The sequence below is a fragment of the Phreatobacter stygius genome (assembly GCF_005144885.1).
GTDB classification, from domain to species: Bacteria; Pseudomonadota; Alphaproteobacteria; order Rhizobiales; family Phreatobacteraceae; genus Phreatobacter; species Phreatobacter stygius.
The window spans coordinates 3209674-3228097 of the sequence record NZ_CP039690.1; the positions used below are offsets into that span (position 1 = coordinate 3209674).

The window sequence follows — 18424 nt, forward strand, 5'->3', positions numbered from 1 at the left end:
CGACCGCACCCGCACGGACCGATGGCTGACAACAACCGCAACTACATTCTCGCGATCGTGCTCTCCATCCTCGTGCTGGTCGGCTGGCAATATTTCATTGGCATGCCCCAGATGGAGCGCCAGCGTGAGGCCCAGCGCCAGCAGCAGGCCCAGCAGCCGACCGCGACCCAGCCGGCGCCCGGCACCACGCCCGCTCCTGGAGCCGTGCCGGTCCCCGGCGGCGCGACCGCTCCGGCGGCGCCCGGCGCGGTGGCGCCGGCCGCCGTCGTCACCCAGTCGCGCGAACAGGTCATCGCGGCGACCCCGCGCATTGCCATCGAGACGCCGCGGCTGACCGGTTCGATCAATCTGGTCGGCGCGCGCGTCGACGATCTGGTGCTCGCGACCTATCGCGAGACGGTCGAGAAGAACAGCGCCAATGTCATCCTGTTCGCGCCCCAGGGCTCGCCGATCGATCCGACCAATCACCGCCAGCCGTTCTATGCCGAATTCGGCTTCGTCGCCGGCGCCGGCCAGACCATCGCCGTGCCGAACGCCCAGACCCGCTGGACCCAGGTCGGCAGTGGCAAGCTGACGCCCTCGACGCCGGTGACGCTCACCTGGGACAATGGCCAGGGGCTGACCTTCAACCGGACCTACGAGATCGACCCGACCTATATGGTCACCGTGCGCGACAGCGTGGTCAATGCCGGCCAGACGCCGGCGACCTTGCATCCCTACGGCCTGATCTCGCGCCACGGCACGCCGCAGACCTCGGGCTATTACATCCTGCACGAAGGCCTGATCGGCGTGTTCGGCGACAAGGGCCTGCAGGAAGTCGGCTATTCGGCGATCGAGACCGCCCGCACCCAGGCGTTCAAGTCGCGCGGCGGCTGGCTTGGTATGACCGACAAATATTGGGCTGCCGCGCTGATCCCGGACCAGACCACCGAGCTCGATTCGAGCTTCAAGTTCTTCCAGGCGAGCGGGCTGAAGAGCTATCAGACCGACTACCTGCAACCGGCGCTGACGGTTGCGGCCGGCGGCCGGGCGGAGGCGACCACGCGCCTGTTCGCCGGCGCCAAGGAAGTGGCCGTTGTCGACGGTTATTCCAGCAGCCTGAATGTCGACCGCTTCGACCGGCTGATCGACTGGGGCTGGTTCTATTTCATCACCAAGCCGCTGTTCACGGTGATGGACTGGATCTTCCTCAAGACCGGCAATTTCGGCATCGCCATCCTGCTGGTCACGCTGCTGGTCAAGGGCCTGTTCTTCCCGCTGGCCAACAAGAGCTACGCCTCCATCACCATGATGAAGAAGGTGCAGCCGGAAATGATGGAAATCCGCGACCGTTTCGCGGATGACAAGATGAAGCAGCAGCAGGAGCTGATGGCGCTCTACAAGCGCGAGAAGATCAATCCGCTCGCCGGCTGCTGGCCGATCATCATCCAGATCCCGGTGTTCTTCGCGCTCTACAAGGTGCTGTTCATCACCATCGAGATGCGGCACGCGCCGTTCTTCGGCTGGATCCACGACCTGTCCGCGCCGGACCCGACCTCGATGTTCAACCTGTTCGGCCTCATCCCCTTCACGGTGCCGGCCTTCCTGCTGATCGGCGTCTGGCCGCTCATCATGGGTGTCACCATGTGGGTCCAGATGCAGATGAACCCGGCCCCGACCGATCCGATCCAGGCGACCTTCTTCAAGTGGATGCCGATCATGTTCACCTTCATGCTGGCCTCGTTCCCGGCCGGCCTGGTGATCTATTGGGCCTGGAACAACACGCTCTCGGTGCTGCAGCAGGCGGTGATCATGCGTCGTTACGGCGTCAAGCTGGAACTCTGGGACAATCTGAAGTCGATGTTCGGCGCGACCAAGAAACCCCCGACCTGACACGTTGACTGCTTTTCATCAGGCTCCCGCGACGGCTAGGATCGCCGCGGGAGCCTTTTCCATTTCTGCAAGCCCGCGGCGGCCCGGCCGGCCGGGCTCCATTGCCAGCCGGCAGCGGCGCATGGGAGACGGCACGTGAGCGACAAGCTGATCGAAACCGGCCGCAAGCTGTTTGCCAGGCCCTGGGATTTCTGGCGCGGCACGCCCAACATGCAACATCTGCCGCCGATGAACGGCACCGAGATCGCCTTTGCCGGGCGGTCCAATGTCGGCAAGTCGAGCCTGATCAACGCGCTGGTCAACCAGAACAGCCTGGCGCGGACCTCGAACACGCCGGGCCGCACCCAGGAGCTGAACTTCTTCCACGTGCCGCCTGAGCAGGGCGCGCCGACCGACCTCGTCATCGTCGACATGCCGGGTTACGGCTTTGCCGCGGCGCCCGAGGCCAAGGTGAAGGAGTGGACGCGGCTGATCCACGACTATCTGCGCGGCCGGCAGAATCTCGCCCGCGTCTATGTCCTGGTCGATGCCCGCCACGGGTTGAAGCCGGTCGATGTCGAGGTGCTCGACGAGCTCGGCAAGTCGGCGGTGTCCTATCAGATCGTGCTGACCAAGGCCGACCAGATTTCCGTGACCGCGCTCGACGATCTGATCGCGGCGACGCTTGAGACGGTCAAGAAGCGGGCCGCCGCCTTCCCGGAGATCATTGCGACCTCCAGCCGCAAGGGCCAGGGCATTCCGGAACTGCGCGCCGCGATCGCCCAGGTCATCGAGGACCGGCGCTAGCCGAGGCCCTCCGGACCACAGCCTCGCCTCGATGTGCCTCATCCCGGTTCGCCGCCGCGCCGGGAAGGATGCTCCTTCGCCGCCCGGTGGATCATCGACACGGTCCGGCCGACCTCACACCCAGCCCCGGCTTGCCAGAGAGAGAGCTCGGTCAATGAACCTATCCGCCAGCCCGGTCAGCCTGACCCCCACCATCGTTCGGTTCGCGATGGCTTTCATAGTGTGTGTCGCGGTCGTCTACGCGGTCACCGCGGCGCTGAACTTCAAAGTCCCGAGCTCGATGGGGATCATTACCCTGGTGGTTGCTCTTGCTCCGGCGCTTGATGTGTTTGCGCGGGCGACCGGCCGGGTCATGACAGCTGGCGAAAAGCTGCGCTTCTCGGCAAGCGCGGCGGGCATTGCTCTGATCGTGAATGTCACGGCGCTGCTGATCCAGGCCTATATGACTTTCGGTTTCCTGAGCTTCGGCAATCTTGCGGTGATGCTCGGGCTCGGCAGGGCGAGGCTTGACCTGTCCATCGCGGCGCTTGGCCTGGCCGGCGCTTTCGGGCTTGCCTTTGCCATCACCTATGTCAGCGCGGGCTTCATGGGGCGGGGTGCGCTGAAGCGCCTTGCCAAGGCAAAATAGTCCGATGCCAGGCACGGGATAGCCCGTCCAACGACGGAACACCCCTGCCAGCGACGGTCAGCCGGGCCTGAGGCGCCCCCGGCCTCAGTGCGCCTCGTCCCAGTTCGCCGCGGCGCGCGCGTCGACGGCGAGCGGCACCTTGAGCTGCAGCGCCGGGAAGGGCGCATCCTCCATCACCCGGCGGATCACCGGCAGGCTGCGGTCGACCTCGGCGTCCGGCACTTCGAACACCAGTTCGTCATGCACTTGCAGCAGCATCAGGGCATCGAGCTTGGCGGCGGCGAGCGCCGCATCCATGCGGATCATGGCGCGGCGGATGACATCGGCGGCCGAGCCCTGGATCGGCGCATTGATCGCCTGGCGCTCGACAAAGGCGCGTTCGGACGGATTGCCCGACCGGATCGCCGGGAAATGGCAGCGCCGGCCGAAGATCGTCTCGACATAACCGTTCTCGCGGCAGAACGCCTTGGTCGCATCCATGTAGTCGCGGATGCCGGGAAAGCGCTCGAAATATTTCTTGATATAGGCGCCGGCCTCTTCGCGCGCGATGCCCAGCTGATTGGCCAGGCCAAAGGCCGAAATGCCGTAGATGATGCCGAAATTGATCGCCTTGGCGCGCCGGCGCACCAGCGGATCCATGCCCTTGACCGGCACGCCGAACATCTCCGACGCGGTCATTGCGTGAATGTCGACGCCATCGGCGAAAGCCTGGCGCAACTGCGGGATGTCGGCGATATGGGCGAGCACGCGCAGCTCGATCTGGCTGTAGTCGGCCGAGACCAGTTTCATGCCGGGCGCCGCGATGAAGGCGGTGCGGATCTTGCGGCCTTCCTCGGTGCGAACCGGAATGTTCTGGATATTGGGCTCCGACGAGGACAGCCGGCCGGTCGTGGTGGCGGCGAGCGAGAACGAGGTGTGAACCCGGCCGGTCTCGGCGTTCATGTAGGTCGGCAGGGCGTCGGTATAGGTCGACTTGAGCTTCGAGACGGTGCGCCAGTCGAGGATCTTCTGCGGTAGCTCGTGGCCTTGCTCGGCGAGGTCCTCCAGCACGCCGGCCGCGGTCGACCAGGCGCCGGTCTTGGTCTTGGTGCCGCCGGGCAGGCTCATCTTGCCGAACAGGATGTCGCCGAGCTGCTTGGGCGAGCCGGGATTGAGCGGCTCGCCGGCCAGCACCTGGATCTCCGCCTCGACGCGGGCGGCGGTCTGGGCGAAATCGCCGGACAATCGTGCCAGCACCTGGCGGTCGACCAGGATGCCGCGCCGTTCCATGCGGGCGAGCACGGCGGCGAGCGGCCGCTCCAGCGTCTCGTAGACATTGGTCTTGGCTTCGGCCGGCAGGCGGGGCTTGAGCACCTGCCAGAGCCTGAGCGTTACGTCGGCATCCTCCGCGGCATAGGCGGTCGCCTTGTCGAGCGGCACCCGATCGAAGGTGACGGCGTTCTTGCCTGAACCGGCGACGCTCGAATAGGCGATCGTCTCGTGGCCGAGATGGCGTTCCGACAAGGCATCCATGCCGTGGCCGCCGCGCCCGCCGTCGAGCACGTAAGAGATCAGCATGGTGTCGTCATAGGGCGCTACCGTCACGCCGTAGCGACCGAGGATCAGCAGGTCGTATTTCAGGTTCTGCCCGACCTTCAGGACACCGGGATCTTCGGCCAGCGCCTTCAGCCGGTCGAGCGCGGCGCGGATCGGGATCTGGTCCGGCACCAGGCCCGAATCGAACAGGCCTTCGCTGCCGGCGCGATGGTTGAGCGGTACATAGCAGGCCTTGCCGGCGGCGGTTGCCAGCGAGAAGCCGACCAGTTCGGCGCTCATCGCGTCGAGCGAAGTGGTCTCGGTGTCGAGCGCCACCACGCCGGCCTCGCGCGCCTCGGCGATGAAGGCATCGAGCGCGTCGAGGGTGGTGATGCAGAGATAGCCGGAGCGATCGACCGGAGTGGTCTTCAACGTCTGGGCGACGCGCGCGGCCAGCGCCTGCGGCGTGGCTTCGACATCCCCGAAGCTCGCCTCGGCGGCGGCGGGCGGCGCTGCCGCGGCGCCATCGGCGGCACCTGGCGCGGCGACCGCCACCGCCCGGGACGCACCGGCGACCGGGGCGAGCCGCGGGTCCGGTTCGATCTGGCTGGCATCGACGCCATAGAGCTCGGCGACCCGGCGTGTGATGGTGGTGAATTCCAGGGCCTTCAGGAAGGCGACCAGGGTCTTGCCGTCGGGTTTTTCCAGGCCGGTCTCGTCGAGCGGTATCTCGACGTTCACGTCGCGCACCAGTTCGACCAGCTTGCGCGACAAGCGCACCTTTTCGATCACTTCGGGGTCGGTCAGGGTTTCGCGCCGCTTCGGCTGCTTGATCTCAGCCGCGCGCGCCAGCAGCGTCTCGACATCGCCGAATTCGGCGATCAGCTGGGCCGCCGTCTTGCGGCCGATGCCCGGTGCGCCCGGCACATTGTCCGAGGTGTCGCCTTCCAGCGCCTGGATGTCGACGATCTTTTCGGGCGGCTGGCCTTCCCAATATTCCGAGACCTCGCCGAGCTTGTCGACCGGCACGTTCCAGCGCTCGAAGCGATCCTCGTGGATCAGCAGGCGCTCGGGCCGATAGCCGGGTTTGCCCTTGATACCGCTCTCCGGATCGTAAAAGGCGACGCGCGGCCCGACCAGCTGCATCAGGTCCTTGTCGGCGGAGATGATCAGCACGTCCGCGCCGCGGCCCTTGGCCTGTTCGGCATAGGTCGCGATCAGGTCGTCGGCCTCATAGGTGTCCTGCTCGATCGGATGCAGGCCGAAGGCGCGGATGGCGTCGCGCATCAGCGGGAACTGCGGCACCAGGTCCTCCGGCGGCGGCGGCCGGTTACCCTTGTAGGCCGGGTAGAGCACCTTGCGGAACGAGTTCTCGCTCTTGTCCAGGATCATCGCCAGATGGGTCGGTTTTACGCCGAGCGCGCCGTCCTGGACGAATTGCAGGATCTTGGTGGCGAACAGCCTGACCGCGCCGGTCGGCAGCCCATCCGACCGGGAATTGTATTTCCGGTCCTGGTTCATCGATTGGAAATAGGAGCGGAAGACGAAGGAGGAAGCGTCGACGAGAAAGACGCGATCGCCTTCGCGGACGGGGCGGTGATGGTCGGCGTGCATGGTGCGGGAAGCCTCAAACGAGTCGGAGGGCATTATGGACGGCGGCGACGCGCGCGTCATGTCGTCTTCGCCAAGGGAACCGCCGGCTGGTCATGCGACGGGGTCTGCCCTGCGTGGCGGGAAGACCAGGGTGCCACGGACAAAGATTGAAACAAGCGCATTTCGCGGCATGATTGTGCTTCTTCCCTAAGGAGATTCGCTGCCGGTTGCGGCGATCAGGCTCTCGTATTAGCCGGCCCTTTTGATTTGAGGATGTCATGGCCAATCCCATTTTTCCGATCAGGCCGCTGCCCGTCGTCTTGCCCAAACCCGCCAGCAAGATCAGCGCCGTCTTCTTCTTTTTTGTCATGATGGGCCTGGCCGGCGGTTTGGCCTATTTCTCCGCGCCTGGCCTGGCGCAGGATTTCCAGATCAACGGCAACGACGAACCCGCGCCGAATGCGCGCGTCGTCACCGGCAAGTGCCGCAGCAAGATCATTCTGCATTTCTGCGACGCGACGATCGAGCGCGGCACCGCCAGCGGCCCGGTGCGGGAGGAAAGCCATTTCGCCTTCATCGACCTGCATTTCGGGTCCTATTCGACCCATGTCGTGCAGCGGCAGGGCAATCCCGCCGTCGTCACCACCTCGCTGGCGCTCGATCATCTCTGGGATCGAGCCCTGCTCGCCGGTGGCTTGTTCATTCTGTTCATCGTCGGTGGCTTCGCCCTGCTCCGGCAGGCGTTTCGCCGCGGGGAGGGCGTCAACAAGGCGTTCAAGCCACTGAACAATACGGTCATGACGCCGGTTATCGCCGACATTCACGGTCACCAGGACGAGGGCGACAAGGGGCGCACCTGGCGCTACACGCCGGCAGGTCCCTCGCTCGGCAAGGAAACCTCGGTCCGCTTCGAGGCCGGCACCTGGCCCTTCTTCCTCAATCCGGAGGGCACCAAGGCGCTGGCGGTGGTCGGCCGTCCGGGCGGCGAGGCGCTGCTGCTGGACAACGACCTGGCGGTTCTCGGCATGACCGACGAGGAGCGCCAGACCTTGCAGGCCTGGCGCCAGTCGCTGCTCGACAAGGCGGCGGAGCGCAATGCTGCGCAGGCCGCGGTCCAGACCGCCTAAGGGAGCCTGTCGTTCGCGGCGGTCCGTCCGAAGCGTCCGCCGCCGGCTGGCGCCGCAGAGCTGAAACATCGTCGCTCTAGGTGGTGTCCCCGACACCTCCTGTGGACCGAGACGATGGACGCCGCCATGCATCAGCCGCCTTTCCCCACCCGCCCCCTGAAGGTGCTGCTGCCCAAGCGGCCGAGCCGGCTCGGCGCCTTCGCGCTGTTTCTGACCGGCGTCCTGTTTGTCGCCGGCATCGCTTTCCTGATGGGGCCGGACCTGGTGAAGGATGCGCGCCTCGTCGGCAATGTCGAGCCGGCCACGCAAGCGCGATTCATATCGGGAAAATGCAAGAGCAAGCTTGTTCTGCATTTCTGCGATGCGACGATCGAGCGACGCGGTCCGGCCGGAAACATCCGCGAAGAGACGAGCTTCGGCTTCTTCGATCTGCATCTCGGGGCCTATTCGATCCGGGTGATGCAGCAGAAGGGCAACCCGAATGTCGTCACCACCGACCTGGCGCTCGACCATTTCTGGAACCGGCTGATCACCGTCGGCCTGTTCGTCGCGCTGTTCGGCGCAGGGGCTCTCGCGTCCCTGCGCCAGGCCGTGCGGCGGCGGACCGGCGATCCCAACAAGCCTTTGCGCGCGCTGTCCGGCAAGGTCCTGAGCCCGCTTCTGGTCGACCTGCGTGGCGAGGGCACCGAGAACGGCAAGACCTGGACCTGGACCTACGCGCGGCCAATGTCGGGCCCGGCTTTCGGGCCCGAGACCGCGGTCGATTTCCCCGCCGGGCTTTGGCCGTTTTTCGTCGACCAGGCCGGTTCGCAGGCGCTCGCCGCCGGCGGGCCGAACGGCGAGGTTCTGCTGCTCGATGGCGGGCTGACCGTTCTCGACATGCGGCCTGAGGAGCGGCAGCGCCTGTTCGACTGGCATGCTGCCAGCCTCGCCGAGGAAGCCACCCGTCAGCAGCCCCCGGCCTATGGTGCGGCCACTCCGGCGAGCGCCTAGCCCGAATGTCGGGTTAGCGTTCGTTCCAGTGGACCATCGGAAGACCGGCCACCGGCGAGCGGAAGAACGGGATGCGGGTGCCGCGCAGCGAGCCGATATAGACCGTCTTCAGGTCCGGCCCGCCGAAGGTGACGGAAGCGAACCAGGGCGCGATGCGGCCGCCGGCCGCCAGCATATGCTCCGGCCCCGCCTCGCCCTTGTAGAAGGCGGTCATCAATTGCCGGCTGGTCCAGGGGTCGTGGTCGTCGAGCAGAATGCGCAATTCGCCTTCCGGGGTGATGGCGAAGATGCGGTCCATCATCACATGGGTGCCCCAGAGATTGCCGAAGGCATCGAAGGCGATACCGTCGATCGGCGCGCCGTGATCCTCCGGCCCGAAGGTCTGCCGTTCGGTCAGGCTGCCGTCGTTCTGGACGCGGAAGCGGGTGATCTTCGGCCCCGAGGTCTCGACCGCATAGAGCCATTCTTCCCCGGCATCGAAGCGGATCTCGTTGGTGAAGGCGATGTTGTCGGCCACCACCTTGAGCCGGCCCTGGTCGTAGAGCGCGATGAAGCCGTCGGCGATCTTGGGCGACACGGCCTGCATCCAGTTGACGATACGCGTCGAAATGGTCAGCCACAGCCGGTCCTTGGAGTCGCGCAGCACGAAATTGACCTTGCCGATCGGCCTCCCGTCGATCGTGTCGGCCAGCACCCGGGTCTCGCCGGTCGTGCGGTTCATGATCTCCAGCCGGTCAGTGCCGAAATTGGAGATGACGATGTCGCCGTTGCGGGCGAAGGCGAGGCCGTTCGGCAGCGTGCCGACAGTGAAGCGGGTGGCCTCGTCGGTGGCGCCGGCGAAGGCATTGGCCTCGCTCTGGGTGATCAACTGCTGCGAGCCGTCGGCACGGATATGCACCACGCCGCCGCGGGCATCCGCCGCCCACAACGAGCCGTCGCGTTCGGCCAGGATGCATTCCGGCCGCTGCAGCCCTTCGCCGACATAACCGATTGCGCTGCGGTCGACCGTGAAGCCGTCGATCGGGTTGTTCGCCATGGGTTTCCTCAGGGGATATGACGCGCGTGTGTCCGCGCTTTTGGAGACGTGACGGCGCCGCTCAGGCGTCTTTTCTGACGACGCGGTTGGTCAGCGTGCCCAAGCCTTCGACCGTCAGCTCGACCACGTCGCCGGCCTTGAGGAAGCGGTCGAGCTCGAGCCCGCAGCCGCCGCCGACCGTACCGGAGCCGAAGAATTCGCCGGCATGCAGCGTCTCCGAGCGCGAGACATAGGCGATCATGTCCTCGAAGGAATGCAGCATCCCGGCGGTCGTCGTATCGGTCCAGGTCTCGCCGTTGATCCTGGCGACCGCCTTCAGCGCGTAGGGATCCTTCACCGCGTCGGCGGTGACGAGGTACGGCCCCATGGCATTGCCGGCATCGAAGCTTTTGCCCTTGGTCGGGCCGAGCATGCCCTGCATTTCGGCCAACTGGGCATCGCGTGCCGAGAAGTCGTTGAAAATCGTGTAACCGAAGATGTGGTCTTTTGCCTTGTCCCTGGCGATATCGGTGCCGCCACGACCGAGCACGATGCCGAACTCGAGTTCGAAATCCATCAGCTTGCTGTAGGACGGCCAGACCACCTCGGTGCCGGTGCCGACCACGCTGAAGCGGTTGGTGATGTAATAGATCGGTCTGTCACGATAGACCTGAGGCACGTCGGCATCGGGTTTTACCGCCGCGGCCGCGGCCTCGTCGCCCTGCATCCGCGCAACGATCCGCCGCATGCCGACCGGCGCTTGGATGATATGGCCGGGAAACACGGAAAAATCGCGCATCTGCGGCGGCACCGGGATCGGCGCCAACAGCCTTGTCGCGGCGAGCGGCTGCGACAGGTCTTCATCGCCGGAGCGGGCTTCGACCAGCCGCCGGGCGAGATCGAGCCCGGCGGAACCGGCATCGATCAGCGCCAGCATGGAGCCGAAAGCCTGGTCGGGCTCGCCCGAGCGCCTGGCCGCGGCGGCCAGATCCAGCACGCGTTCGGCGCTGGCCGTGCCGACGACCGCGCCGACGAGCTGCCGGCCCTGCGTGTCGGCAAAGGTCACGAGTTTCATCGGCTCAGTCCTCGAAGATCGCGACCGCCCGGCAGAAGCCGGCGGAAGCCTTGTGAATCTTGAACGGGAAGCAGGAAATCTGGAAACCGGTCGCCGGCAGCTGGTCGAGATTGGTCAGCTTCTCGATATGGCCATAGGCACGCACCATGCCGGCGCGATGGCCTTCCCAGATCAGGCCGGCATCGTGGGTCTCGGCATATTTCTTGGCGGTATGGATGAAGGGCGCGTCCCAGCTCCAGGCGTCGGTGCCGGTGATCCTGACGCCGCGTTCGGTCAGATAGAGGGTTGCCTCGCGGCCCATGCCGCAGCCGCGGCCGACATAGTCGGGCTCGCCATAGCGGGCGCCCGCCGCCGTGTTGACCACCACGATGTCGAGCGGCTGAAGCGTCACGCCGGCCCGCTTCAACTCGGCGTCGACATCGGCGGCACTTGCCACATAACCGTCCGGGAAGTGCCGGAAATCGAGCTTCACGCCGCGCTGCAGACACCATTCGAGCGGCATTTCGTCGATGGTCCAGGCCGGCTTGCCGCCATCCGTGGTCGAGTGGAAATGATAGGGCGCATCGAGATGGGTGCCGTTATGGGTCGAGCAGGCCAGCATCTCGACCGCCCAGCCGTCGCCGCCCGGCAGGTCGTCCCGGGTCAGGCCCGGAAAGAATTGCAGGATCTGCTGCACCGAGGCCTTGTGGTCGATATAGGTGATCGACGGGGTGGTGCCCGGCGGGTCCGAGGCGATGTCGGCTCGGAGCGATACGGACAGGTCGACGATCCGGCGCGCCATGGTAGTTCCTCCGTCAGTGCTGTGTTTGCCAGCGCAGCGTGTGCTTTTCGACCGCACGCAGAGCCAGGTTCGAGACGAGGCCGATCGCGCCCAACAGCGCGATGCCGGCGAACAGGTCGGCCGACTGGAACGACCGGGCGGCGAGCAGGATCGCGGTGCCGAGACCGGCCTGGGACGCCAGCATCTCGCAGATGATCGCCAGGATCAGCGCCACCGTCATCGACAGCCGCATGCCGGCCAGGATGTCGGGCATGGCATTGGGCAGGCCCATCTTCCAGGCGAAGGCCGGCCCCGACATCTGCAGGCAGCGCGCCACCTCTTTCAGGCGAGGTTCGACCTCGGCGAAGCCGTGGATGGTGCCGAGCAGCGTCGGCCAGAGCGAGCCGAAGGCGACGACGGTGAGCGCCATGGCCGGTGACAGGCCCATCAGCGCGATCGCCACCGGAATGATCGCCGAGGCCGGCAGGGGCCTCAGGAATTCCAGCGTCGGCTGCAGATAGTCGCGCGCCGTCCTGGACAGGCCGATGGCGGCGCCCAGGACCACGCCGACCAGGCCGGCGAGCAGCCAGCCCTGCAGCATGCGGCCGACCGTGCCGATGGTCTGGCTCAAGAGGTCGCCGCGCCGGAAGCCGTCGATCAGCGCGGCCCAGGCATCGAAGGGGTTGGGCACGAAGGCGCGCGAGACGCTGCCGGTGACGGCGGCGAGCCACCACAGGAACAGGATCGCCGCGACGACGCCGAGCGAGCCGATGAACACGAGGATGTCACGCGTCTTCATGTCCGCGCCTCCGCGGCGATCCGCTGGTGGCGGAACAGCCGTCCCTGCAGGACGTTGAGGCCGGCATTGACGCCCCAGCCGATGAAGCCGATCCACAAGAGCGCGGCGAGCATCAGCTCCGGCCTGAGCGACTGCTGCGCGATCACCAGCATGTAGCCGAGCCCTTGCGGGTTGGCGGCGATCTCGACCGTGACCGCGACCACCAGGGCAAAACCGGCGGCCAGCCTGAGCGCCACGAAGATGCGCGGCATGGCCGCCGGCAGCACGATTTTCCACAGCCGCTGTGCCGGTGTCAGGCCGATCACCTTGGACACCTCCAGGAGCCGCGGCTCGATCTGCGAGGCGGCGGCCTGCGCCAGGATCAGGCAGGGCCAGAACGTGGCGAAGGCGACGATCGCCATCTCGATGCGGTAGCCGAAACCGAAGATCAGCATGGCGAGCGGGATGAGCGCGACCGACGGGATCGGCCGGAACAGCTCCACCGACGGTGTCGTCAGGGCGATCGCGGTGCGCGACAGGCCGATCAGGAAGCCGAGCACCAGGCCCGACACGGCGCCGATGATAAGGCCGCCGACGGCGCCGATCAGCGTCTGATAGGTGGCGACGGCAAGCGTGCCGTCGGCCAGCGCCTCCGCCCAGGCCCTGGCGACCGCCGACGGCGCCGCCAGGCTCTCGGAGGCGGCGCCCGGTCCGCGAAACCAGATCTCGGCGGCGACCAGCACCGCGAGCGGCAGGGCCGCCGCCTTGGCCCAGCCGGTGGAAGAGCCGGACATCAATGGCCCTCTTGCATCATGTCGAACAGGTCGCGCCGGAGCTGCAGGAAGTCCGGGTGCTCGCGGGTGGTCAGCTGGTTGCGCGGACGCTTGAGCGGCACGTCGACGAGGCGGGCGATCCGCCCCGGATTGGGCAGAAGCGCGACCACGCGGTCGCCGAGATAGAGCGCTTCTTCGAGGTCATGGGTCACGAAGAACACCGTGGTGTTGCGCTCGGCGGCGAGCGCCAGCACCTCGTCCTGCAACTGCTGGCGGGTCATCGCGTCGAGCGCGCCGAACGGCTCGTCCATCAAGAGGATCTTGGGATCCTGGGCGAGACAGCGGGCGATCTGCAGCCGCTGCTGCATGCCGCCCGAGAGCTGCGAGGGGAATTTGTCGGCATGGTCCTTCAGCCCGACCTTTTCCAGCAGGGCTTCGATCAGCGGTCCCTGCTCGGCGCGCGGCATGGCGGCGGCTTCCAGTGCCAGCGCGACATTGCCGCTGGCATTGCGCCAGGGCAGGAGCGCGCGGCCATAGTCCTGGAACACCACCGAGACCTCGCGCGTCGGGCCGGTGATCGGCCGGCCGAACGAGGTGACGCTGCCGGCGGTGGCGGCGACCAGGCCGGCGACCACCCGCAGAAGTGTGGTCTTGCCGCAGCCCGACGGGCCCATCACGCAGATGAACTCGCCCGGCTTCACGTCGAGCGTCACATTGTCCAGGATCGGCTTGCCGCCGAGCTCCACACGGAGCCCGGCGAAAGCGATGGCGGCGTTGTCGGCCGGCGTACGGGCGAGCATATCCGGCTTGCTCACGGCAGGACGACGTTGGTTGCGACCGGCTGGCCGCGCAGCATGTCCTGCTCGCGCATGATCTTGATCCAGTAGTCGATCTCGGCGACCGTGATGGTCGGCTTCTGCGCCGAGATGATCGCGGTGGCGAGGACGGCGGGCGGCAGCGGGATATATTTGCCGATCACCGAGCGCACCTTGGTGTCGTTGGCCTTGTCGGCGACGAAGGCCGAACCTTCGGCGAGGCCCTCGCGGAACGCCTTGATCAATTGCGGGTTCTTGGTCGCCCAGGCGCGGGTGGTCGAATAGAGGATGGCCGGCAGGCCGGCCGGCAGCTCGGTGTGGAAATAGGACACCACGCGGCCGATATTGCCCTGGACGATGCGTTCCATGATCGGCGAGCCGGTGATCAGGCCGTCGACCGAACCGCCGCGCAGGATATCGGCCATTTGCGGGAACGGCGTCTCGACGAAGGTGACCTTCTTCCAGTCGGCGCCCTTCTCGGCCATCCACTTGCGGAACAGCACATGCAGGAAGGCGCCGAGGCCGGGCACGCCAATGCGCTTGCCCTCGGCCGATTTGGCATCGGTGATGCCCGCGCCGGTCTTCTCGACGAAGCCGTAATTGGCGACGTCCTTGGAGGTCACCGAACCGCCGGCGATGGCCACCAGGTCGAGCCCGCCGTCATTGGCCTGCAGCATCACCGACGGCGTCGGCCCGCCGATCTGCACGCTCTCGGCCTGCAGGGCCGCGGGAATATTGGAGTTCAGCGCGATCAGCTGGAAGCCGACATCGAGGCCGCGCTTGCGGAAATGGCCTTCCTCCTGGGCAACGAAGGCGGAGGTGAAATCGGCAACGGCGGTATAGCCGAGCAAGATTTTCGTCGGCGCCTGGGCGCTGGCCGGAAGGCCGGCGAGTGCGGTGCCGGCGGCAAGGCCGCCCGTGAAGCCACGGCGGGTCAGTTTGGTCATGGACATCGTCCTCCTGATCGAGCTTGTTCTGGTCCGGATCTTGGCCGTCCGGTTGTTGTTGATGATGGAAGGGTCAGATGGTCGGAGGCTTGGCCTCCGGCAAAGCCGGGCGCGGGCGCGCCTCGGCGAAGGCGCGCAGGCCCGCCGCGGCGAAACGCGCGGCGCGCGACAGCAGGGCCTCGGTATCGCGGTCGGACGTCGCGCCTTCCGACAGCCGGTCGGCGCGTCCGGTCGGCGACATCTGGGTCAGTGCCGAGCCGATGATGAACAGATAGCCCCAGGTCGCGTCGGCGAGCGACAGGTCGGGCAGCGCCATCCGGAGCGCCGCGATATAGCGCTTGGCCATGGCGTCATAGCTCGCCGCAATCAGCCCCTGCGCCCAGGGATTGTTGGAGGCGCCGGTGGTCAGGATCAGATTGGCGAAGGAATGGCCGCCACGCGACGGATCGTGCCCGGCCTCGACGGTTGGTCGCAGCAGCGAATCGACGATCTCTTCGACCGTCAGGTTGCCGCGGGCGATCATGGTCTCGAGCCTGGCCAGGCGGATCCGGTTGATGGCGCCCGAGCGGCGCGCGAACATGGCCTCGAACAGGCCTTCCTTGGTCCGGAAGTGATAGTGCAGCAGCGCCTGGGCGACGCCGGCCGACTGGGCGATCTCGCGCATGCTGGCGCCGTCGAAGCCCAATTTGGCAAAAAGCCGCTCCGCCGCGTCGAGAATATCCTCCTTCGACGTCGGCTTGATGCGGGTTTTCGCAAGCGGTTCGGGCATAGGTAACCGGCGCAAGGAGTTACTGACTGTTCGATCAGTCAAGCATGCGGAGGCGCCCGGCGCAAGACCTGTCCTTGGTGTCCGGCAAGACCCGTCCTTGGTGTCTGGCAAGACCTGTCCTTGGTGCCTGGCAAGACCTGTCCTTGGTGTCTGGACAGAGCCGCGATAGGCTCGAGCGGCGAGCCCGCGGGCAATCGTCCCGCGCCAGACCGACGGACGCCATGAGCCCGGCCGCTGATTCCGCGAGACTGTTCTTCTGGGGCGCGCGCGCGCTTTATCTCGGGCCGAGCTTCGGGCTCGGCGCCCACCGCAACGCCGCCGCCGTGCTCTGCGCCAGCCTCGATGGTGAATTCGGCCTGGCGCGCGATCCGAGCCGCAGCGAGCCCGATTTCGTTGCCTGCCGGACCGCGCTGATTCCGGCCAATACCCTGCATTGGATCAGGCCCGGGCCGGCGCCGATGGCCTTTCTTTATGTCGATCCGGCGAGCGCCGATCATGCCCGGCTGCGCGCCCGGATGCGTGCCGTCGGTCCGGCCGACAGCCACGGCCATGCCGACGAGGCGGCTTATCTTGGCCTGCTCGGCCGGCTGCGCCAGGGCGCTGCCTGGTCCGAGCTGCGCGAAGAGCTGGCCGCGATCCTGCAGCTTTCGCCAGCGGCGCCGGGCGATGACCGGATCAAAGCCGTCATCCGGCGGCTGGCGCGCGAGCCCGAGCGTGCCAATGGCCTCGACCAGCATGCCGCGGCAATCGGCCTGTCGGCCTCCAGGCTCCAGCACCTGTTCAAGGACGAGACCGGGCTCGCTTTCCGGCGCTACAAGCTCTGGACCCGGATGGGCGCGGCGATCAGGGCGATGGCCAGGGGCGAGCCCCTCACCGCGGCGGCGCTCGGCGCGGGGTTTGCCAGCTCGGCGCATTTCAGCAGCGCGTTTCGCGCCATGTTCGGCCTCACGCCCTCGGCCTTCGCCAGGCCTGGCCTGACGATTGTCCAGGCACCGCCGGCACGATAGCCGGTTTTTGAAAGCCGGACGGCGCCGTCCCCGCCATCCTGCCGCATGGCGAATGGAGCCTGAGGGAGCCGCGATGTCCGTTCTGAACGACGCTTATGACGACCACCTGCGCAACGCCAACCTGGCGGTCGTGCAGCGCTATTGCGCGGCCTGGCTTGCCGGCGACCGGCAAGCCTTGGCCGGCTGCTACCACGACGATTTCACCTTGCATTACGGCGGCGCCAATCCGTTCTCGGGCATTCATGCCGGCAAGCCGGCGGCGCTCAAGGTGCTTGCCGAGGTCAGCCGCCGGACCAATCGCAAGCTGCTGGCGATCGTCGACTGCCTGGCCGGTCCGAACCGTGCCGTGGTCATCGCGCGGGAGGCGTTCGAGCGTGGTGCCCTGCGCGCCGAGCTGGAGCGCACGCTGGTCTATACGATCCGGGACGACCGGCTCGACACCTGCTGGGTGTTCGATGTCGACCAGGCCCTGGTCGACCGGTTCCTCGCCGATGGCTGACCGCGACTGGCTACCAGGCCAGCACCCGGCGGCCGATGGCGGCGCCGGCGGCGGCCATGACGCCGATCGCGACCGTGTACCAGGTCGCGACGAACAGTGGCGAGTCGTCGACGCAGTGCAGGCCGTAGAACACCGCCGCGATCGCGCCGGCGGCGAAGCCGGCAATGGCGCCGGCGCGCGTCGGGTCGGCTGGCGCGCCCGCGCGCATGGCGGCCAGGATGGCGGCCAGCGGGGCTGCCGCCATGAAGGGAATGGCGACCAGGCAGAGCGCCCAGTTGCGGCCGACGAGGCGCGTGCCATAGGCCGCCGGCGCCTGGGTCGCCAGTTCATGGCCGAGGCCGAACAGCATGAGCGCGGCCGGCACCAGGAGCAGGACCGGCGAGAGCACGCCTTCGGGCCGGGCAGCGGCGCGGAGCAGGGCGACCGCGCCGACCACCAGGGTCGCGACATAGACCATCTTCAGATCGAACAGCATGGTGGTCGCAGCCTCAGCGAGGTCGGAGCGCGGCTTGACCACCAGCATCAGCAGCGCGAAGGCGATCACCGCCGAAACGACCAGCGCCAGCGCGATCCGGCGCGAAGCCGGCGCTTCGGTCAGGGTGGCATCGCGCGACAGCGCGGCGATCAGGTCATCGGTCTTCATCTGAGTTCACACGCTCCCGCGCAGCATCTTGGCAAGGCCGCTGAGGCCTCGGTGGAGCGCGACGCGCACCGCGCCTTCGCTCATCGACAGGGCGCTGGCGGTCTCCGCCGTATTGTGGCCATCGACGAACATGGCGCGGATCACCGCCTTCTGGCCGCCGGGCAGGTTTTCGGCGAGCTTCAACACGTCGCGCGTGGCGATTTCCGGCTCGTTGGACGGCGCCGCCACCACTTCGGCCAGGGCATCGATATCGACCTCGCCGGTCGAGCCGCGGCGGCGCAATGCATCGATCAGCTTGTGGCGGAGGATCGCGCGCACCCAAGGCACCAGCGGCTGGGTGGCGATCCAGCTGGTTCTCTTGGTATGGATGGCGATCAGCACTTCCTGCACGATATCCTCCGCTTCCGCGGTCGACCGCCCGGCGCGGGCAAGGCCGCTGCGGGCAATCATCCGCAAGAATGGCGCAAGCTCGCCGAGCAGCCGCCCATAGGCTGCCGCGTCGCCGGCCAGGCCGGCGCGCATCAGCGCGCGCCACTCGTCGTCGCGATCTCTCACCTCGGACCCATTGCCCTTGTTCGTGACGTAACGCCCAAACGTTACGGCCGGTGCGGTCGGATTATCGTGGCGCGGCCACCATTCGGCCGCGCGGCCAGAGGTAACATCCTTCGCCCGTGCCGCGAAGACCGCGGCGCTTGCAATGCGACGCGGCTTGCAATGCGCCGCCGCTTGCAATGCGAGATGCAGGGGCCATGATGCCCGCCGGGCCTTGCCGCTGCAGGCCATTCCACTGCGTCGGCGGTTCGGCCAGGGGCCGGCCGGCGACCCCGCC

At 67.1% G+C, this 18424-nt stretch carries 18 protein-coding genes; 7 read left to right on the forward strand and 11 right to left on the reverse strand.

Annotated features, from left to right (window positions below; genetic code table 11):
- Positions 1-21: 21 nt before the first annotated feature.
- The 3 genes from yidC to E8M01_RS14995 all read left to right on the forward strand — a co-directional run bounded on the left by yidC (position 22) and on the right by E8M01_RS14995 (position 3286).
- Positions 22-1872 carry a membrane protein insertase YidC gene (gene yidC, locus E8M01_RS14985; RefSeq protein WP_136960846.1) on the forward strand — a complete coding sequence of 617 codons (1851 nt, stop codon included), beginning with the start codon at positions 22-24 and terminating at the stop codon, positions 1870-1872.
- A gap of 135 nt (positions 1873-2007) precedes the next feature.
- Entirely contained in the window at positions 2008-2658 is a 651-nt protein-coding gene (yihA, locus tag E8M01_RS14990) for a ribosome biogenesis GTP-binding protein YihA/YsxC (RefSeq protein WP_136960847.1), read from the forward strand.
- Between the two features lie 154 nt (positions 2659-2812).
- On the forward strand, positions 2813-3286 hold the full coding sequence (locus tag E8M01_RS14995) for an ABZJ_00895 family protein (protein WP_136960848.1): 474 nt from the start codon (positions 2813-2815) through the stop codon (positions 3284-3286).
- 84 nt (positions 3287-3370) lie between these two features.
- Here the strand turns inward: E8M01_RS14995 and polA are convergent, their stop codons facing one another.
- On the reverse strand, positions 3371-6415 hold the full coding sequence (gene polA, locus E8M01_RS15000; RefSeq protein ID WP_170181905.1) for a DNA polymerase I: 3045 nt from the start codon (positions 6413-6415) through the stop codon (positions 3371-3373).
- A gap of 257 nt (positions 6416-6672) precedes the next feature.
- On the opposite strand from polA, the gene E8M01_RS15005 reads away from it, so the two are divergent.
- Complete coding sequence (locus E8M01_RS15005) at positions 6673-7521, forward strand: hypothetical protein (RefSeq protein ID WP_136960849.1); 849 nt, start codon at positions 6673-6675, stop codon at positions 7519-7521.
- Positions 7522-7647: 126 nt separating this feature from the next.
- Positions 7648-8514, forward strand: a complete 867-nt coding sequence (locus E8M01_RS15010; protein WP_136960850.1) for a hypothetical protein — start codon at positions 7648-7650, stop codon at positions 8512-8514.
- Between the two features lie 13 nt (positions 8515-8527).
- Here the strand turns inward: E8M01_RS15010 and E8M01_RS15015 are convergent, their stop codons facing one another.
- From E8M01_RS15015 to E8M01_RS15050, 8 genes are all read right to left on the reverse strand, one after another.
- Positions 8528-9550, reverse strand: a complete 1023-nt coding sequence (locus tag E8M01_RS15015) for an SMP-30/gluconolactonase/LRE family protein (protein ID WP_136960851.1) — start codon at positions 9548-9550, stop codon at positions 8528-8530.
- Positions 9551-9611: 61 nt separating this feature from the next.
- Entirely contained in the window at positions 9612-10604 is a 993-nt protein-coding gene (locus tag E8M01_RS15020) for a fumarylacetoacetate hydrolase family protein (RefSeq protein ID WP_136960852.1), read from the reverse strand.
- 4 nt (positions 10605-10608) lie between these two features.
- Entirely contained in the window at positions 10609-11385 is a 777-nt protein-coding gene (locus E8M01_RS15025) for a cyclase family protein (RefSeq protein WP_136960853.1), read from the reverse strand.
- A 13-nt stretch (positions 11386-11398) separates the two neighbouring features.
- Complete coding sequence (locus E8M01_RS15030; protein ID WP_136960854.1) at positions 11399-12163, reverse strand: ABC transporter permease; 765 nt, start codon at positions 12161-12163, stop codon at positions 11399-11401.
- Complete coding sequence (locus E8M01_RS15035) at positions 12160-12936, reverse strand: ABC transporter permease (RefSeq protein WP_136960855.1); 777 nt, start codon at positions 12934-12936, stop codon at positions 12160-12162. Before E8M01_RS15035 ends, E8M01_RS15030 begins: the two co-directional genes overlap by 4 nt.
- Complete coding sequence (locus E8M01_RS15040) at positions 12936-13730, reverse strand: ABC transporter ATP-binding protein (RefSeq protein ID WP_246088741.1); 795 nt, start codon at positions 13728-13730, stop codon at positions 12936-12938. Before E8M01_RS15040 ends, E8M01_RS15035 begins: the two co-directional genes overlap by 1 nt.
- A complete protein-coding gene (locus E8M01_RS15045) occupies positions 13727-14677 on the reverse strand; it encodes an ABC transporter substrate-binding protein (RefSeq protein ID WP_136960856.1) in 951 nt (316 codons plus the stop codon). The genes E8M01_RS15040 and E8M01_RS15045 overlap by 4 nt, the downstream gene beginning before the upstream one ends.
- A 73-nt stretch (positions 14678-14750) precedes the next feature.
- The gene (locus tag E8M01_RS15050) at positions 14751-15446 is read right to left on the reverse strand and encodes a TetR/AcrR family transcriptional regulator (protein WP_136960857.1); all 696 of its coding nucleotides are present in this window, start codon (positions 15444-15446) and stop codon (positions 14751-14753) included.
- 221 nt (positions 15447-15667) lie between these two features.
- Between E8M01_RS15050 and E8M01_RS15055 the strand changes: the two genes are divergently transcribed.
- Both E8M01_RS15055 and E8M01_RS15060 read left to right on the forward strand, forming a co-directional pair.
- A complete protein-coding gene (locus tag E8M01_RS15055) occupies positions 15668-16453 on the forward strand; it encodes a helix-turn-helix domain-containing protein (protein WP_170181906.1) in 786 nt (261 codons plus the stop codon).
- 73 nt (positions 16454-16526) lie between these two features.
- Positions 16527-16952 carry a nuclear transport factor 2 family protein gene (locus tag E8M01_RS15060; protein WP_136960859.1) on the forward strand — a complete coding sequence of 142 codons (426 nt, stop codon included), beginning with the start codon at positions 16527-16529 and terminating at the stop codon, positions 16950-16952.
- A gap of 10 nt (positions 16953-16962) precedes the next feature.
- Here E8M01_RS15060 and E8M01_RS15065 read toward each other — a convergent pair whose 3' ends face one another.
- Both E8M01_RS15065 and E8M01_RS15070 read right to left on the reverse strand, forming a co-directional pair.
- Positions 16963-17595: an NrsF family protein gene (locus E8M01_RS15065; RefSeq protein ID WP_136960860.1), complete on the reverse strand. Its 633-nt coding sequence runs from the start codon at positions 17593-17595 to the stop codon at positions 16963-16965.
- A 6-nt stretch (positions 17596-17601) separates the two neighbouring features.
- Positions 17602-18378, reverse strand: a complete 777-nt coding sequence (locus E8M01_RS15070) for a sigma-70 family RNA polymerase sigma factor (protein WP_136960861.1) — start codon at positions 18376-18378, stop codon at positions 17602-17604.
- Positions 18379-18424: the final 46 nt, after the last annotated feature.

Excerpts from the sequence above, each read along its gene's own strand:
- yidC (WP_136960846.1), top strand. The coding sequence starts at position 22 with ATGGCTGACAACAACCGCAACTACATTCTCGCGATCGTGCTCTCCATC.
- E8M01_RS14995 (WP_136960848.1), top strand. The coding sequence starts at position 2,813 with ATGAACCTATCCGCCAGCCCGGTCAGCCTGACCCCCACCATCGTTCGG.
- polA (WP_170181905.1), bottom strand. The coding sequence starts at position 6,415 with ATGCACGCCGACCATCACCGCCCCGTCCGCGAAGGCGATCGCGTCTTT.
- E8M01_RS15005 (WP_136960849.1), top strand. The coding sequence starts at position 6,673 with ATGGCCAATCCCATTTTTCCGATCAGGCCGCTGCCCGTCGTCTTGCCC.
- E8M01_RS15010 (WP_136960850.1), top strand. The coding sequence starts at position 7,648 with ATGCATCAGCCGCCTTTCCCCACCCGCCCCCTGAAGGTGCTGCTGCCC.
- E8M01_RS15015 (WP_136960851.1), bottom strand. The coding sequence starts at position 9,550 with ATGGCGAACAACCCGATCGACGGCTTCACGGTCGACCGCAGCGCAATC.
- E8M01_RS15020 (WP_136960852.1), bottom strand. The coding sequence starts at position 10,604 with ATGAAACTCGTGACCTTTGCCGACACGCAGGGCCGGCAGCTCGTCGGC.
- E8M01_RS15025 (WP_136960853.1), bottom strand. The coding sequence starts at position 11,385 with ATGGCGCGCCGGATCGTCGACCTGTCCGTATCGCTCCGAGCCGACATC.
- E8M01_RS15030 (WP_136960854.1), bottom strand. The coding sequence starts at position 12,163 with ATGAAGACGCGTGACATCCTCGTGTTCATCGGCTCGCTCGGCGTCGTC.
- E8M01_RS15035 (WP_136960855.1), bottom strand. The coding sequence starts at position 12,936 with ATGTCCGGCTCTTCCACCGGCTGGGCCAAGGCGGCGGCCCTGCCGCTC.
- E8M01_RS15045 (WP_136960856.1), bottom strand. The coding sequence starts at position 14,677 with ATGACCAAACTGACCCGCCGTGGCTTCACGGGCGGCCTTGCCGCCGGC.
- E8M01_RS15050 (WP_136960857.1), bottom strand. The coding sequence starts at position 15,446 with ATGCCCGAACCGCTTGCGAAAACCCGCATCAAGCCGACGTCGAAGGAG.
- E8M01_RS15055 (WP_170181906.1), top strand. The coding sequence starts at position 15,668 with ATGAGCCCGGCCGCTGATTCCGCGAGACTGTTCTTCTGGGGCGCGCGC.
- E8M01_RS15060 (WP_136960859.1), top strand. The coding sequence starts at position 16,527 with ATGTCCGTTCTGAACGACGCTTATGACGACCACCTGCGCAACGCCAAC.
- E8M01_RS15065 (WP_136960860.1), bottom strand. The coding sequence starts at position 17,595 with ATGAAGACCGATGACCTGATCGCCGCGCTGTCGCGCGATGCCACCCTG.
- E8M01_RS15070 (WP_136960861.1), bottom strand. The coding sequence starts at position 18,378 with ATGGCCTGCAGCGGCAAGGCCCGGCGGGCATCATGGCCCCTGCATCTC.